Annotated in this window: 13 protein-coding genes; 1 reads left to right on the top strand and 12 read right to left on the bottom strand. The window is 57.6% G+C overall.

What is annotated here, in order from left to right:
• Nucleotides 1-151 precede the first annotated feature (151 nt).
• The 9 genes from FHL07_RS06065 to FHL07_RS06020 form a co-directional block, all read right to left on the bottom strand.
• Nucleotides 152-1,822 (bottom strand): flagellin N-terminal helical domain-containing protein, encoded by a 1,671-nt coding sequence (locus FHL07_RS06065; protein ID WP_138738207.1) that lies wholly within the window; start codon nt 1,820-1,822, stop codon nt 152-154.
• A 359-nt stretch (nt 1,823-2,181) separates the two neighbouring features.
• Nucleotides 2,182-3,108, bottom strand: coding sequence for a ketoacyl-ACP synthase III (locus FHL07_RS06055; RefSeq protein ID WP_138738206.1), 927 nt, complete (start codon nt 3,106-3,108; stop codon nt 2,182-2,184).
• Between the two features lie 334 nt (nt 3,109-3,442).
• On the bottom strand, nt 3,443-5,023 hold the full coding sequence (locus FHL07_RS06050; protein WP_138738205.1) for a flagellar hook-associated protein 3: 1,581 nt from the start codon (nt 5,021-5,023) through the stop codon (nt 3,443-3,445).
• A 14-nt stretch (nt 5,024-5,037) separates the two neighbouring features.
• Nucleotides 5,038-7,062, bottom strand: coding sequence for a flagellar hook-associated protein FlgK (gene flgK / locus FHL07_RS06045; RefSeq protein WP_095002624.1), 2,025 nt, complete (start codon nt 7,060-7,062; stop codon nt 5,038-5,040).
• A 10-nt stretch (nt 7,063-7,072) separates the two neighbouring features.
• Entirely contained in the window at nt 7,073-8,335 is a 1,263-nt protein-coding gene (flgJ, locus tag FHL07_RS06040; RefSeq protein ID WP_138738204.1) for a flagellar assembly peptidoglycan hydrolase FlgJ, read from the bottom strand.
• A 10-nt stretch (nt 8,336-8,345) separates the two neighbouring features.
• A complete protein-coding gene (locus FHL07_RS06035) occupies nt 8,346-9,455 on the bottom strand; it encodes a flagellar basal body P-ring protein FlgI (protein ID WP_095002626.1) in 1,110 nt (369 codons plus the stop codon).
• A gap of 14 nt (nt 9,456-9,469) precedes the next feature.
• The gene (gene flgH, locus FHL07_RS06030) at nt 9,470-10,165 is read right to left on the bottom strand and encodes a flagellar basal body L-ring protein FlgH (RefSeq protein WP_095002627.1); all 696 of its coding nucleotides are present in this window, start codon (nt 10,163-10,165) and stop codon (nt 9,470-9,472) included.
• A 24-nt stretch (nt 10,166-10,189) separates the two neighbouring features.
• On the bottom strand, nt 10,190-10,975 hold the full coding sequence (gene flgG / locus FHL07_RS06025; RefSeq protein WP_138738203.1) for a flagellar basal-body rod protein FlgG: 786 nt from the start codon (nt 10,973-10,975) through the stop codon (nt 10,190-10,192).
• Nucleotides 10,976-11,020: 45 nt separating this feature from the next.
• Nucleotides 11,021-11,761 carry a flagellar basal body rod protein FlgF gene (locus FHL07_RS06020; RefSeq protein WP_095002629.1) on the bottom strand — a complete coding sequence of 247 codons (741 nt, stop codon included), beginning with the start codon at nt 11,759-11,761 and terminating at the stop codon, nt 11,021-11,023.
• Nucleotides 11,762-12,103: 342 nt separating this feature from the next.
• Here FHL07_RS06020 and FHL07_RS06015 point away from each other — a divergent pair, with 342 nt between their 5' ends.
• The gene (locus FHL07_RS06015; RefSeq protein ID WP_095024145.1) at nt 12,104-12,307 is read left to right on the top strand and encodes a hypothetical protein; all 204 of its coding nucleotides are present in this window, start codon (nt 12,104-12,106) and stop codon (nt 12,305-12,307) included.
• A gap of 13 nt (nt 12,308-12,320) precedes the next feature.
• On the opposite strand, the gene FHL07_RS06010 is transcribed toward FHL07_RS06015, so the two are convergent.
• The 3 genes from FHL07_RS06010 to FHL07_RS06000 all read right to left on the bottom strand — a co-directional run bounded on the left by FHL07_RS06010 (nt 12,321) and on the right by FHL07_RS06000 (nt 16,165).
• Nucleotides 12,321-12,593 carry a colicin immunity domain-containing protein gene (locus FHL07_RS06010; RefSeq protein WP_095021118.1) on the bottom strand — a complete coding sequence of 91 codons (273 nt, stop codon included), beginning with the start codon at nt 12,591-12,593 and terminating at the stop codon, nt 12,321-12,323.
• Entirely contained in the window at nt 12,590-14,203 is a 1,614-nt protein-coding gene (locus tag FHL07_RS06005) for an S-type pyocin domain-containing protein (RefSeq protein WP_178084370.1), read from the bottom strand. Before FHL07_RS06005 ends, FHL07_RS06010 begins: the two co-directional genes overlap by 4 nt.
• A 399-nt stretch (nt 14,204-14,602) precedes the next feature.
• Nucleotides 14,603-16,165 (bottom strand): sigma-54-dependent transcriptional regulator, encoded by a 1,563-nt coding sequence (locus FHL07_RS06000; protein WP_095018923.1) that lies wholly within the window; start codon nt 16,163-16,165, stop codon nt 14,603-14,605.
• Nucleotides 16,166-16,350: the final 185 nt, after the last annotated feature.

Below are 16,350 nucleotides of genomic sequence, written 5' to 3'. Positions count from 1 at the left end.
ATTCTCCTTATCCGGTGGCTATCGCTTTATTGACGAAGCTAGTGCCAAGGCAGCAGACAGCTTCACAATTCGTGCCACCTTCAAGTACCAAATGCTGAAAAAACAAAAGGGCACGTAAACGCGCCCTTTTGCTCTCAACCAAACGCCGAAATTACTGAAGCAGTTTCATTACAGCGGATGGCAGCTGGTTAGCCTGGGACAGAATCGCGGTAGCGGCCTGTTGCAGGGTTTGTTGCTTGGTCAGCTCGGCAGCTTCCGATGCGAAGTCAGTGTCCTGAACACGACCACGTGCAGCAGTCGAGTTCTCGGAGATGCTTTGCAGGTTGGAAACGGTGCTGTCGAAACGGTTTTGTACAGCACCCAGTGCGGAACGCTGAGTGTCGATCTGCTGGATGGCGCCGGTCAAGGCCTGGATGGTTTGTTGAGCGCCTTCGGCAGTCAACACGCTCAGGTCAGAGACGGTGGTTTCGACGGTGTTGGCGTTGGTGGTTTTAGCTGTAGTTGCCAGCCCCAAGGAGGCAAGACCAGTGCCTGCGCTACCGTCAGCAATGGTGATATCTTTGGTGGAGAACAGCTTCAGCGTGTTGTCAGCATTTTTGCTGGCAGTTACACCTGTGCTAGCGCTGTTGATCGAAGAAACAATGGTATCGATCGAATCGCCTTTCTTAAATTTCACCTCAACGCCATTAAAAGATGCAGAGGTATCAGCAGTTAATTTGGCTTCAGTACTACCCGCCGTAAGGCCTAGCTTGGAAAGTGAACCTGGACCGGTAGCGCCCACTCCATCAGCCAAGTCAATTGACTGACCTTTCGCCGAAGTCAGCTCCAGACGCCCATCACTAACTGTAGCAGTTACTCCCGTCTTATCTTTCAAAGTAGTAATAGCCGCTGCAGTTTCTACTAAAGACTTTTCAGCTGTTATATCAACCTTTATACCGTTGATCCGGATTTCACCGGCTTCCGCGCCTGCTTTAGGAGCCGCGGCTGTAGCGAAACCCGCTGTCGAGGCTGCAGAACCTGCGGCTGTAAAAGTAATGGCCGAGGACAAGTTTATTTTTTTGCCTGCGGAATCAACGGACGCCGACACACCAGTCTTGGAAGTCTGCTTGTTGATTTCGGCGATGGCGTCTTCGATTTTTGAACCTTTAGCAATCGAAACATCTGCACCATTGATAGTCAGGGTTTCATCAGCCGTGGGCACAACAAAATCAGTGCCAGGGGCCTTGAACTTGGCAACATCGTTTACGCCACCAACAATCTTAGCTGACAATGCACTTGCAGCGCCCGAAGCACTTGCTTCCCCATAAGAACCCTTCAAACCAGTAGCACTGATATCGCTCATACCGAACGAGATGGTCTGGTTGGCATCAGCACCGACCTGGAAAGCCTGGTTCTGGAACGAGCCGTCCAGCAGGTTACGACCACCGAAAGTAGTGGTAGACGAAATACGGGTCAGTTCACCGACTTTCGCTGTGAATTCTTGTTGCAGAGAAGCACGGTCATCAGCGCTTTTATCACCGTTCGCAGACTGCAGGGCCAGCTCACGCAAACGTTGCAGAATGTTGGTCGATTCTTGCATCGCGCCTTCAGCAGTCTGCGCGATCGAGGAGCCGTTGTTGGCGTTGGCAATGGCAACGGTCATGCCTTTAACCTGGGAGGTCAGACGGTTGGCGATCTGCATGCCGGCAGCGTCGTCTTTGGCGCTGTTGATTTTCAGGCCGGAGGACAGACGGGTCATCGAGGTGCTCAACGAGTCGCCGGCTTTGTTCAGGTTCTTCTGAACGGTCTGGGACGTGACGTTAGTGTTTACTGATAAAGCCATGACGAAATCCTCATTGGATGAATACTGCGGCTTCCGGCCCTGGCAACCGCCGGGTGTGGCCTAGAGAACCTTCGTAATGGTTATCGTCGTAAACGCAGGTTGCTTGAGGTTTATTTTGATTTTTTTTGCAGGCAAGGGGGCCATGCCTTGTAATTCAGGGGGTTAGCGGGGCGATGAGCTGCCGGGCACCCCCCAGTGTGGGAGCGGGCTTGCTCGCGATTCGGGCGGCGCGGTGCTTCAGGCAAACCAGGGTGATGCCATCGCGAGCAAGCCCGCTCCCACAGTTTCAATCAGCCCTGCCAGAAAGCAAAACGCCCATGGCTTTAGGGCCACGGGCGTTTTGTGTTTCAACGTAATGCTTACGGGCGATAGATAATCGCCGAGCCCCACGACAGGCCCACGCCAAAACCGCTCAGCGCCACCCGCTTCCAGGTGGCATCCATCACGTGTTTTTCCAGCAGCAGCGGAATGCTCGACGACACGGTGTTGCCGGTCTCGACCATATCCTTGATAAATTTCTCCGGCTCGCCTTCAAAGCGACGGGCCACGGCGTCAACGATGGCCGCACTGCCCTGGTGGATGCAGAATGCGTCAATGTCCTTGGAGGTCAGCTCGGACTCTTCCAGCAACTCGTTCAAGTGCGCAGGCACTTTGAGCAGCGCGAAGTTGAACACCTGGCGGCCATTCATAAAGAACACACCATCACTGACTTTCAGATGCGGCGCACCGGAACCGTCGGTGCCGAACTTGGCCTTGCCCAGCTGCCAGGGAGCGTCTTCGCCCATCCAGGTAGCGGTGGCGGCGTCGCCGAACAGCATGGTGGTGTTGCGGTCTTCCGGGTCAACGATTTTCGAGTACGGGTCGGCCGTCACCAGCAGACCGTTCTTCAGGCCCGCGGCTTCCATAAAGCCTTTCATCGCGTAGATGCCGTAGACATAACCCGAGCAGCCCAGGGAGATGTCAAAGGCGGCAACGCGGGTCGGCAGACCGAGCTTGTCCTGGACAATGGCCGCGGTGTGCGGCAGGCCTTCGGCGTCGCCGTTCTGGGTAACGACGATCAACGCGTCGATGGATTCGCGTTTAAGCTGAGGATTGTTGATAAACAGTGCGTTGACTGCTTCAACACACAGGTCGGAGGTTTCCTGGTCAGCGTCTTTGCGCGGCAGAAACGCCGAACCGATCTTGCCCAGAATGAATTCTTCGTCTTTGGAGAACTTCGCGCCCTGCGCGTAGTTGTCTACACCGCTTGCTGGCACGTAACTGGCGATGCTTTTAATGCCAATCATTGTGGCTTCCCAATACTAAATAGCTGGAGATCACCCGCTCACATAATCGAGGGGCGCTGACAATAAAAGGGCTTGTGTGGGTGCGTAAAAATAAACAAAACAGCCCGAAAAAGGCCCGGCACCCGCCCGTACGTTTCACACGATACAGTGAAGATGCCCGTTATGACTCATAGGTCACGCTATTTTGTGCGGTTTTATACAAAACATTACAGCCAGAAAGGCGATTTTGTGGGAGCGGGCTTGCCCGCGATGGCAGCAACACGGTATTACCGGCATACCGTGTCGCCTGCATCGCGGGCAAGCCCGCTCCCACATCCCCCCCCTGCACCGCTGTTTAGAGCTGGTTGAACAGGCTCAACTGGGAGATTTTCACGAACGCCAGTTGCGAGGCTTCAAGCATGGCTTTCTGGAACGCCAGTTCGATGGACGCCCCCGCCATGTCGGTGTTGCCGATCGCCGCCGTGGTGGAGTCGTTGGCCAGGCCCAGGCTGATATTTTCATCCGCCTGAATATCCACCGCTTTCAGGCGCGCACCAATCGAGCCGCGGGCGCTGTCGACGCCGGCACTGGCGTTTTTCAGGTTGCCGATCGCGGAGTTGATCGCGTCCTTTTGCGTTTGCTGGGCCAGCGGGTCTTTGTCGCTGGGGATCTCCAGCGCCTTGCGTAACTGGCTGATGGTATCCAGCGCGTTCTGGCTCTGGTGGTTGTTGCGGTTGACGACAAACTGGTCGCCCGACTGCGGCGCACCAGCAAAGTCGAACTTGATCCCGAGCGCACCACCGTCAACGGTACCCTGGGCAATTGACTTGCTGTCGGCCGTCAGCGGCTGGGCATAGACTTCGTATTCAGTGGCGCTGGTGAATTTGATCACCGCGCCATTGCTCGGAAAGCTGTCGCCATAGGCCTGGGCGTCGGTCACCGTGGAATTGGTAATCTGTGCCGTCGAACCATTGCTCGGCGTGCGCGAGGTGTTGATCGTGTCTGCCTTGGCCTCCAGGGTAAAGGTACGCCCCGCCACTGCCGCATCGCGATCCGCCGCCGGGATGTCCTTGAGATTGGGGGTGATATCAAAGGATACGCCGCGCAGGCTGATGCTCTGCGAACCGTCCTTGGTCGGGTCGAACACGCCATTGCCCGCCACCTGCGAGGTCAGGTCGTTGCCGTCACGGTCAGTCAGGGTGTACTGGGTGCTGCTGCTGAATTTCAGCGTATAGGGCTGACCTTCGGCAAAACTCTTGTTGAACACCGCGCTTGACGTGACCAGACCGGCAGACACCGAGAGCTTGCCGTCATTGACGGTCGGCTCGCCATTGGCATCCACGCCGGGCACAAAAGTCGCCTGGGTACGGCCGGTATTGGTCGCGCCTTCCATGATGCTTCTGGCCGTGTCGCTGCTGGCCAGGGTCAGGGTGTCGGAAACCTTCAGGTTGAGCTGGGTATCGTCGCCCTGATAGCTGTAGGTGCCATCATTGTTGCGGGTGTAAGGCGGGGTGTCGGTTTTTGAACCCGAGAACATGTAGTTGCCCGCGGCGTCCTTGCTGTTGAGCAGGCTGAACACCTGCTCTTCAATACTGCCCAGTTCGTTGGCAATGGCCAGGCGATCGGCATCGCTTTTACCGCTGCCTGCGCCCAGAGCCAGTTCACTGGCTTTTTGCAATGAGTTATTGATGCTGTCGAGCACCGCTTCCTGGGCACCCAGCGACGACTTGATGCTGTTCATATTGGTGCTGTACTGCGCCAGCATGTCTTTTTGCTGCTGCAATTGCAGCAGGCGCGCCGCACCTACCGGGTCATCGGCAGCGGTCTGGATGCGCACGCCGGAGTCGATCTGGCTCTGGGTCTTGATCACCGACGAGAAGTTGTTCTGGTAGGTGGCACTGGTCGATTCAAAAAACTGCGAAGTTGAAATACGCATCGTCGCGGGCTCCCTTAAAGACTGTTGATCAGCGTGCTGAAGGTTGCTTGCGCCGCTTTGATGATCTGCGACGAGGCGGTGTAGTACTGCTGGAACTTGACCAGGTTGGAGGCTTCTTCGTCCAGATTGACCTGGGATACCGAGTTGCGCACCTCTTTGGCGTAGGCCAAAGCCGCGCCATTGGCGGTGCCGTCGACCGCCGCCTGGCTGGCTTTACCGCCCACCTTGGATACCAACTGACTGTAGGAAGTAGCCATGCTGACGCCGCCAGTGCCGTCCTTGCCTACGCCCACTGTGGCCTTGGTTTGCAGGCCCAGCAGTTCGTTGGCGTTGCGGTTGTCGGCCTTGCCGTCCTTGTTGAACTTGATATCGAAGCTGTCACCCTTGCCCGGCGAACCGCTGATCACCGTGTCGAACCCCACGTTTGTGGTGGTGCCGTCCGCGTTGGTCACGGGCACATTGATCGTGACCTTGTTGTCCTGGCCCGGCACGATGCTGCCCTTGCCGATTTCCTTGCCGGCCTCGTTCAGTACCCGGTAGCTCTGGGTGCCATCCGCGCTGGCTTCGTCAAAGGCAATGCGCACCGGCATGGCGCCTTCAATATCGCTTTGCGCTTTGCCCAGATTGACGCCGCCGTAGATATCCAGCGCTGACGACAGATTGAGGCTACCCACTGCACCCGTACCGGTATTGGAGCTGCCCGGGCCAGCCACCAGCGGCCCGGCAAATGCCAATTTATTGGCATCGCTCATTTGCACGCCGATATTGCCTGCACCACTGCGGGTGGGGCTGACCTTGAACGCGTCGCCAGCGGTCATCGGGCCGCCCTTGAGATCCAGGGTGAAGCCGTCAATGACCTTGGCCGGGGTGTCCGTGGTAGCGAATGCGCCCATATCGGTGCCGTCGGAACGCTTGACCGAGTACTCGGTGGCGCTGGTGAACGTGACCTGGTAGTCGTAGGCGGTCAGCGCGCCGCTGTCAGCGATGCTGACATTGAAGTTGCCTGCGCCAATATTTCCGGTCGCCGCCTGGCTGCGCTGGCTGATGGCCGTGGCACTGTTGATACTGTTGAACAACGACGAGCCGAACTCGCCATTGGCATCCAGGCCCTGGCCCAGCTGCTGGTTGATCGCATCGGCGACCACAATGGCTGTACGGCCCAAATCGTTCATCGCCGGTGCCAGCACATCGTCGCGGTAACGCAGCAGGCCGCCGATCTTGCCGCCACTGATCACCGAGGTCACATCCGAACTCGATTGCTGGAAGTTGACCTGGATGCTGTATTGGCTTTTATCGACCTTGCCTGGCACCGCCGAAATCGTGTTCGAGGTGCTGCCCTGCACCAGCGATTGGCCGGTGCCCAGGGTAATGTCGTAGACGTTGTCGTGCTCCTGAACCGTCACCCCGACCAGCTCGTTGAGGCTGCGCACGGCTTCGTTACGCGCATCCAGCAGGTTGTTCGGCGTATTGCCAGCCGTGGTGGCCTGGGCGATCTGCTTGTTCAGCGAAGCAATGGTGGCTGTGTGCTGGTTGACCATCGAGGTGAGGGTGTCCAGCTGGCTGTTGATGCCCTCGTTCTGCTGGTTGAGCTGGGTCGAAATCGAGTTGAAGCGGTTGCTTAGGGTTTGCGCACTGGTCAGCAACAACTGCCGCGCGGACACATCACCGGGCGCCGCGGCGGCGGTTTGCAACGAGCTGAAAAAGCTGCTCAGGGCTGCCGATACGCCCGTGTTTTTATCCGACAGCAGTTTGTCGACCGTGCCGATCTGGTCGAGATAAGCCTGGGCATCGCCATTGAGCGAGGTGGTGGTTTGCAACTGGGCGTCGAGGTAGGAGTTGTACACGCGGCGCACGTCGGCCAGGGTGGTGCCGGTGCCGATAAACACCCCGCCCACCTGTTGCGACGCGGCGCTGCCCTGGACGATCTGCTGACGCGAATAGCCCGAGGTATTGGCGTTGGCAATGTTGTTGCCGACTGTCGCCAATGCGCCCTGACTGGCATTGAGCCCCGACATCCCGATGTTGATCAAACTCGCCATGGTTCAAACCTTATAAATTCGTGAGAGAACCCGTCGAGGCGTAGCTCTGGTAGGTTTTCATTTGCTTGGCTATCTGCGAAATCTTGCTCGCGTACTCAGGGTCGGTTGCGTAACCGGCCTTCTGCAATTCGCGTACAAACTGCTCCGGTTTATCGGCCGCATTGAGCACTTCTTTATAACGATTGTTGCTCTGCAACAGCGTCACCAGATCATGGAAGCTGTCCTGATAGGAATCGTAGGAACGGAATTCCGCTGTCTCCTTGACCATCTGCCCGCCCCTGAACTCGCTGGTGATGGCCCGCGCCTGGGCGCCCTGCCAACTGCCGGTGGCCTTGATGCCGAACAGGTTGTGGCTGCTGCTGCCATCTTGCTGGCGCATCACCGACTTGCCCCAGCCGGTTTCCAGTGCGGCTTGCGCCACCAGGTACAGCGGATCGACGCCGATGCGGTCGGCGGCCTGTTGCGCCATCGGCAACATGGTGGCGACAAACGCATCCGGCGACTCGAAGGCCTGTTTGGCCGGGGCCAGCGGCGGCTGCGCCACGGCACGACCGTAAACCTGCATGCGCCCGTGCACGCCACTGGCACTGGCACTGAGCATCGGCTGGCGGCTGCCCTTGAGCACGGCATCCAGCCCCGGCGAAGTGCGCCCCGGCACGGCGGCGGTATTGAGCGTGGAACGCACCGGATCGGCCGATGGCACGATCCCGGCCAGCAAGCGGTCAGTCAGCTTGCTCGGCAACGCCAAACGGCGCTGATTGAGCAGGGCCATGTCATTCTGATGGCCGCCGCCGGCTGCCTGCGGCGTAATGGCGACCCGCGAAGCCCACAATGGACGCTGACCACTGGAGCGCACAAAAGGGCTGTCGACGGTGGTGGCGGCCGGGGCTTTGGCTTCGGCAGTCAGCGCCGTGGTCGCCGCAGCCTCCCCCGGCACCGCAGCTTTGTTTTTCGACATCTGGCGCATCAACACATCGGCCAGGCCGATACCACCGCCCTGCCGGGACAGGGTCACGGACAATTGCTGGTCGTACATTTCCTGATACTGCTTGGCCGCCGGGGTGTTGAGCGGGTTGTCCTTGCCCAGCACTTCGTTGGCCGAGCGCATCGACTTGAGCATTTCGTTGAGAAACAGCGACTCGAATTCCTGCGCAACTTTGCGCATATTGCCGTCGCTTTCGCGGTCGCCGACTTTCAGATTGTTCAGCCGATTCAGGTCGGTGAACGCCCCGGAATCGCTGCCACTGACTACTCCACTCTTACGCATATCCATGACGTCGGCCTCAGATCACGATCAGGTCGGCTTGCAGCGCGCCGGCCTGTTTCAGCGCTTCGAGAATCGCCATCAAGTCCCCTGGCGCTGCGCCGACCTGGTTTACCGCCCGCACGATTTCGTCGAGGGTGGTGCCCGGGCCGAACTTGAACATCGGCTTGGCTTCCTGCTGGGCATTCAGTCGCGAACGCGGCACCACGGCGGTCTCGCCGTTGGACAGCGGGCCGGGCTGGCTGACAATCGGGTCTTCGGTGATGGTCACGGTCAGGCTGCCGTGGGTCACTGCGGCGGGCGAAACCTTGACGTTCTGGCCAATCACGATGGTGCCGGTACGCGAGTTGATGATGACTTTGGCCACCGCCTGCCCCGGATCGACTTCGAGGTTTTCCAGGATCGACAGATAGTCGACCCGCTGGCTCGGGTCCAGCGGCGCCGTAACCCGAACCGAGCCGCCATCGATGGCCTGCGCCACACCGGGGCCGAGCAGGTCATTGATCTTGTCGACGATACGCTTGGCGGTGGTGAAGTCCGAGCGGTTGAGGTTCAGGGTCAGGCTGTTGCCCTGGTTGAAACCGCTGGGTACGGCCCGCTCAACCGATGCGCCACCCGGAATACGCCCGGCCGACGGCACGTTGACGGTGATTTTCGAGCCGTCGCGGCCTTCGGCATCGAAACCGCCGACCACCAGATTGCCCTGGGCCACCGCATACACATTGCCATCGATGCCTTTAAGCGGTGTCAGCAGCAGCGTACCGCCGCGCAGGCTTTTGGAGTTGCCGATGGAGGAAACGGTGATATCGATCACCTGCCCCGGTTTGGCGAATGCCGGCAAATCGGCGCTGATGGACACCGCCGCAACGTTTTTCAGCTGCACATTGCCCGAACCCGGCGGTACCTTGATGCCAAACTGCGACAGCATGTTATTGAACGTTTGCAGGGTAAACGGGGTTTGTGTGGTCTGGTCACCCGTACCATTCAAGCCCACCACCAGGCCATAACCAATCAATTGGTTGGAACGCACGCCGGAAATGCTGGCGATGTCTTTCAACCGCTCGGCGTGGGCGCCCAGGGAGGTCGACAACAGCAACACGGCTGCCAGCAGATGCTTGAGGTTGGGCATGGTGAGCTTCATCACTAAAAGGGAAACAGCGGGCTAAGGAAGAAACGGTCAAACCAGCCCGGCTGGCTCGCATCGGCAAACGAGCCGGTGCCCGAGTAGGTGATGCGCGCATCGGCCACACGGGTCGAAGACACGGTGTTGTCGGTGGCAATGTCATCGGCCCGTACCAGGCCAGCAATGCGTACCAGCTCGTCGCCGGTGTTAAGGGTCATCCACTTTTCACCGCGCACGGCGATGATGCCGTTGGGCAGCACGTCGGCGACAGTCACGGTGATCGAACCGGTCAGGCTGTTGCCCTGCCCGGCCTTGCTGTCGCCCTTGGTGGCACGGCTGCCGCTATAACCGGCATTGAGGCTCAGGTCACCCCCGCCCAGCGGGTTGTTGGTGGTCAGGCCGCTGCCGAACAACGAGGTCAGGCCGATGCTGGTGTTGCTGTTTTTACCGATCGCCGAGTTGGCGTTTTTACTCGCCTGGGTCTTCTCATTAAGGGTAATGGTAATGATGTCGCCGATGCGGTACGCCTTGCGGTCGCTGTACAGGTTCTGCTCGAAACCGGCCTGGTAAATCGAGCCGTTGTTGGCGGCAGCCGGCAGCGGCGTACGCGGCAGCACAGGTGCGTAGTACGGGTCGTTGGCCCGCGGTGGCGGGCTGACGCAGCCGGCCAGCAAGGTGATGGCGCCCAGTGCCAGAACAGAAAACAAGCGCTTCATGAGCTCTCCCGCTATTTCACGTAATTACAGGTTTTGCGTAACGAACGACAACATCTGGTCAGCGGTGGAGATCACTTTGGAGTTCATCTCGTAGGCGCGCTGGGTGGTGATCATATTGACCATTTCTTCTACGGTGCTGACGTTCGAGGTCTCGAGCATGCTTTGCATGGTCAGGCCAAAACCGTTCAGGCCCGGGGTGCCGATTTGCGGCGCGCCGCTGGAGGCGGTTTCCAGGAACAGGTTGCCGCCCTGGGACTGCAAGCCGGCCGGGTTGATAAAGTCGGCGGTCTGCACGTTGCCGATCACTTGCGCCGCCGGGTTGCCGGAAATGGTCACCGACACGGTACCGTCCTGGCCAACGGTAAAGGTCTGGGCATCGGCCGGCACCACAATCGCCGGTTCCAGGGCAAAGCCGCTGGCGGTGACGATCTGGCCATTGGAGTTCAGATGGAAAGTACCGTCACGGGTGTAGGCCGTTGTTCCGTCGGGCTGCATGATCTGGAAAAAACCACGGCCGTTGATGGCCATGTCCAGCGGCTGCTCGGTAGTTTGCAGGCTACCGGCAGTGAAGTTCTTTTGCGTGCCGACAATACGTACCCCGGTGCCCACTTGCAGGCCCGATGGCAGTTCGCTGTCCTGGGTGGACTGGGCACCTGGCTGGCGCTTGATCTGGTAGAGCAAGTCCTGGAACTCGGCGCGATCACGCTTGAAGCCGGTGGTCGAGACGTTGGCCAGGTTGTTGGAAATGGTGGTCAGGTTGGTGTCTTGTGCAGCCAAACCCGTTTTTGCAACCCACAGTGCCGGAAGCATGGAGCTCTCCTCGCGCGCCGGTTTTTCGGCGCCACGTTCAAGTAATTAGCTGATGGACAGGACGCGAGTCATGGCCTGGTCGTCTTCTTTGGCGGTGTTCATCATTTTGATATGCAGCTCGAACTGCTTGGACAGAGCCAACACCGAGGTCATTTCATCCACGGCATTGACGTTGCTCGCCTGCAGAAAACCCGAGGTCACCCGCACATTGGCATCGGCCGGGGCCGGCTGACCGTCATTGGTGTGGATCAGGCCGTCGAGGCCCTTGCTCATGGTTTTCAGGTCCGGCTGGACCAGCTTGATCCGGTCCACTTGGGCCATCACCCGCGGGCCTTCGCCCTGGGCGCGGATGCTGATGGTGCCGTCTTCGCCGACTTCGATCTGCTGCTGGGGCGGCACCGCGATCGGCCCGCCGTTGCCCATGATCGGCATGCCGTTGCCGGCACGCAGGATGCCCAGGGCATCCACGTTCATGCTGGCGGTTCGCACATAGGCCTCACTGCCGTCGGGGGCCTGCACCGCCAGCCAGCCGTCGCCGGACACGGCCACATCCAGGTCGCGGCCGGTCTCGACCAGGGCACCTTGGCTGAAATCGGTGGCAGGGCGCTCGGTCAAGGCAAAGGCACGCGCCGGAAAGCTGTCACCAAACACCGGCATCGAGCGGGCCTGTTCCAGGTCACGCTGAAACCCGTTGGTCGAGATGTTCGCCAGATTGTTGGCATGCGCCTTCTGCGCCAGTGCGTTCTGACTGGCGCCGGTCATTGCCACATAAAGGTACTTGTCCACAGTCTTTCCTCTGTCTGACGGACGCTTGCCGCCCACCGCTGTACTGAAGAGGTCATTGCAATTTGCGCACCAACTTTATTTTGACGCGCTGCGGCGCGGGTTTGCGCAGGGATGGGATAGCGTTTGGTGCGAAGAGACGGCGGGGTTCTGCCGGTTGCGGCAAGGGCTGGCCTGGGTAGTGGCCGTCGAGGGCCCTCACCCCAAGCTGATTTCTGGCGTTGCGAAGATCTGCTTTTGCCTTTGGTTCCCTCTCCCTCCAGGACAGGGTTGCCACCTTTTGCAGCACCAACCAACAGGCCAACCCGGGTAGCGACTTCATCCAAAACGGATTCGGGGGCGTAGATGTTCGCAAGCATGTGCAACCTCATTTCTGATGAGGCTGGGCGGCGCCCGATAAGTTTCAAAAATGATGGCAAGAGGCAAAATAAACCCGTTTTGGGCGGGGATTTTCAGGTTTTTTTACGAAATCAAAAAGGGGATGTCGGCAAACAGGCTTTACTGAACGGACTCAAAAAAGCCCAGACGGGCTGGGCTTTTCAAGCCTAACTATTGAGTAGATTCAGGCCAGCTTGAATTTACTCAAGGTTGCTTTGACCTCAGCTCTCAAACCAGCTTCATCTAGCTCACTTTTTCTGCGATCTAGATCAGGGTTGTAGCAGTCTGCCAGGATGAAAATGGTCGATGCACATTCAGAGACGCTTGCATTGTCGTCCTTGAGTTTGTTTGCATCTCGCTCTGCGCTCCACTTAGCGATATATGGATCGGCAAAAGCATTTGCAGACAAGCCGCCGTCAGCGAATTTCTTGGCAAGCTGGATAAGCTCAAGACTCATTGCAGAACTCCTTTCTCAATGTAGTTTTTAAATTGTGGGGTAGCTGGGTCAAGCTTCCAACCCGACACAAATTTACCATCGCCACCAATGATAACGACATTGTTTGTTCTTTTGTTGAAAAAAACAGTTGAGTCTGTTTCTCGCTGATATGTCCCATGGGGAGAGGTATCGACATCAGCAAGATGCTCATTAACAGCATCCCTGAACTTGCTCAGCGTCTCGATGTTTTTACGGGTATCAGTTACCCCAAAACTATTAGCATGCTTGAACTTTTTATCCAATTGTTTGCGTGAGAATTTTCCGGAATCTAGCGATTCGCTGAAAACCGCATAAATTGGAGGCAGACCCGAACCGGCTGGAAAGCAATAGATACAGTCTTGAATATCTAGCTGATCCACTGCCGGTAGTTCTTCCGCCTTAATCTCAAGTGGAGTGAGAGTCACACCAGTGTATACCGGCACGGCCACAGGTTTAGCTGGAGTAGAAGTCGAACTGTTGCCTGGAGTCGCAATAGGAAAGACCAGCGTGCGAGACGGGGTATCAACCGTGGTGAACGTATAGGCGTTCAGGCTGGCGTTAAATGTTAATGCCCGAACAGGCACCTTCGCAGATACACCACCGCTGGATGTGGTCGCTACAACGGAGTACTTATGCTGCTCCCCGTAGACCCGGTACGGCACATCAACACTGCCTCCGGAAGAAGCAACAGCCAACAAGTTCACAGGAAGGCTAGGCGCAATAGATTTAGCGGGAACCGTCATCATCGTTGACGGATGGAGGTCACCGTTGCCCAGTTGAGGTGAATACACCAACAGCCCAATACCGACGCCAGTTACACGGTCTAAAGCTACACTGCCAATTCCCCTCAATGCTTGGATACCAGCTTGAAGGGCTGCATCGAGAGTCATTTTAGAGCCAGCTGTTATTGCAATAGAGCCCGCCGCCACTCCCATTTCAGCTTTATCAGTTAATACTGGAAGCGTGAATGTGTTCGCTTTCTTGATAGCTTCCGTTTGCGCAGCAGCTACCAGGGCTATTTGTTCGGAAAGAAACTTCGCCATTTGATCCATTATCAAGGCTTGATAGTGAGCTTCATGAGACTTTATCCACAACTGGACCATGGCTCCGTAACCACCTTCACCGCGAGCGTAACTGGTGCTATACGCAGGATGGTAGGGTACGTCACGAGTAGTAGGTTCTGCACCGTTGTAAGCCAGCGATAATTTCTTTTCAACATCACGCCGAGCGATTGCCTGATTATAGAGGTGCTGTAGGATAGACTTAACTCGCGCAAAGCTATCAACTGGGTTTTTATTCGGAGCCAACAACTCCGATTCCAAACGAGCTACTTCGTCAGTTACGGTTTTCGGTAAAGCCTGAAGGCTTTTCTCATATGCAGCCACAATGCGTTTTCTGGCATTAGATTCATAACGATGTACCGACGTGAAAGCCTGGCGCTGTGCTGGATCTGGACCTGAAATATGTGCATAAGTGTAACCACTTAGCCAAGACCCCATTCCCATTCCCATTCCACCGCCACCGCCACCGCCACCGCCACCGCCTGGATTCATAGGGCGACCACTTGTCACAACAATATTTTTCTCAGTCACAACGATATCCTTTTCATTCTGAGCTTTATCAATAACTCGGGTAGAAATTACCCATACCTAGCGTTATAAACTTCCCCGAAGCCATCAGTCCTACAAGGGCGTTTGGGTATCAGAGACAGCGGGACAAACACTCATAATACTGTGCATAGATACAGCTTTTATGCCAAGCCATTTTATGCGCTTATGCATAAAATGGCTTGCGCAGTTGTGTAAGCACCCGTAAAAACGCCTGCGTTATGTCTCATGCGGTTCACGACAAGGGGGCCGTCTAACCGCATTTCTACTCACTGTTCGCTGTCACTGCTCAGATATTTGCAGTGTCCACACCAATGTATTTATTGGTCCCTAATGAAGTAGCTTCCTTGCATGCTTTATGTGAGGGGCTTTTGGCGTTAGCCGTTAGTCCTTGCCCGGTTTAATAATGTCGTGCTCGCGCAGTTTGTTGGCGATGGTGGTATGGGACACCCCCAATCGCTTGCCCAGCAATCGGCTACTCGGGTGCTCGGAATACAGCTGTTCCAATACTGCCTTTTCGAACCGCCCGACAATCTGCTCCAGCCCGCCTTCCAGCGAGAACTCGCCCAGGGGCTGACGCACGCCGTAATCCGGCAGGCGGATATGCTCAGCCTTGACCACCCCGCCATCACACAGCGACACCGCCTGAAACAGCACGTTCTCCAACTGGCGCACGTTGCCCGGCCAGTGGTAGTGGCTCAAACGATCCATTGCCGCTGGCGCCAGGCGCGGCAGCGAGCAACCGATCTGGCGACTGGCCTGATCGAGGAAATGCTCCACCAGCGGTTCCAGCCCGTCCAGGCAATCGCGCAGCGGCGGAATATGCAGCGATAGCACGTTGAGCCGGTGATACAGATCCTGGCGAAACTCGCCACGGGCGCACAGCTCGGACAGGTCGACCTGGGTGGCGCACATCACCCGCACATCCAGATACACCTCTTCATCACTGCCAACCCGGCGAAAGCAACCATCCTGCAAGAAGCGCAGCAATTTGACCTGCAAGCGCGGACTCATTTCACCCACGCCATCGAGAAACAACGTACCTCCTGCTGTCAGCTCCAGCAGGCCGAGCTTGCCTTCCGCCCGCGCCCCTTCAAAGGCACCGGGGCCGTAGCCGAACAGTTCGGTTTCAGCCATCGACTCAGGTAAGCCGGCGCAGTTCAGCGCCATCAATGGCGACTGGCCACGAGGGCTGGCCAGATGGCAGGCCCGGGCCAGCAGTTCCTTGCCGGTGCCGGTTTCACCTTCTATTAATAGCGGCGCATCCAGCGGTGCCATTCGCCGCGCTTCGCGCACCACCGCGGCCATGACTTTCGAGCTTTGGAAAATACTGTCGAAGCCGCGCAGCTCCTGCTTGCGCACATTGTAGATTTGCTCGCCCACACGGTCGGCGCGATGCAGGGTCAGCACGGCCCCGGCCATCGCCTCGCTTTCGTCGTGTTCCAGTTGCAGCGGGGCGATATCGGCCAGGTACACCAGGCCCTTGATCTTGACCCGCAAGCCATTGATCCGCGACTTGTTGGCCCGCACCAGTTCGGGCAGGTCGAAGTCTTCGGCGTAGCGTGACAGGGAAATCCCCGGCACTTCATCCACCCGCACCCCGAGCAACTGTGCCGCCGCGCGGTTGGCCGCAACAATGCAACCGCCCATATCGATAGACAGCACCGGAAATTCCAGCGCCCCGAGCAAGGCGTTAAGCTCCATATGCCGGCGCTCGCTGGGCATCAAGCCCACACGCTTGACGCCAAACACCCCGGGGATGGTTTCAAACTTCGGACGCAAGGCCTGAAATTGCAGATTAATCAGATTGGGGCAGTACAGATAAATCGCATTGCCCTGATCACCCCCGACCTCGCCGCGCTTGACGTTGATGCCGTAGGCCACCAGCAGGTTGAGAATGTCGCGAAGGATGCCAATCCGGTTTTGGCAGTGGACTTTGATACGCATGGGCAGGGCTCAGGAATAACTAACAATGGATGTCCTATGTGGGAGCGAGCCTGCTCGCGAAGGCTCAAAGAGCGCCATTCGCGAGCAGGCTCGCTCCCACAGGGAGGTTTTCCGGCTTCAGAGGCATTTCATCGTCACGATTTTGTGACAGTTGTGCTGTCGCACAATCAAGAATGACAGCCTGC

Source organism: Pseudomonas sp. FSL W7-0098, assembly GCF_005930585.1.
GTDB classification, from domain to species: domain Bacteria; phylum Pseudomonadota; class Gammaproteobacteria; order Pseudomonadales; family Pseudomonadaceae; genus Aquipseudomonas; species Aquipseudomonas bubulae.
The sequence above is the reverse complement of the archived record's forward strand: the minus strand, read 5'-3'. Positions and strand labels throughout refer to the sequence as shown.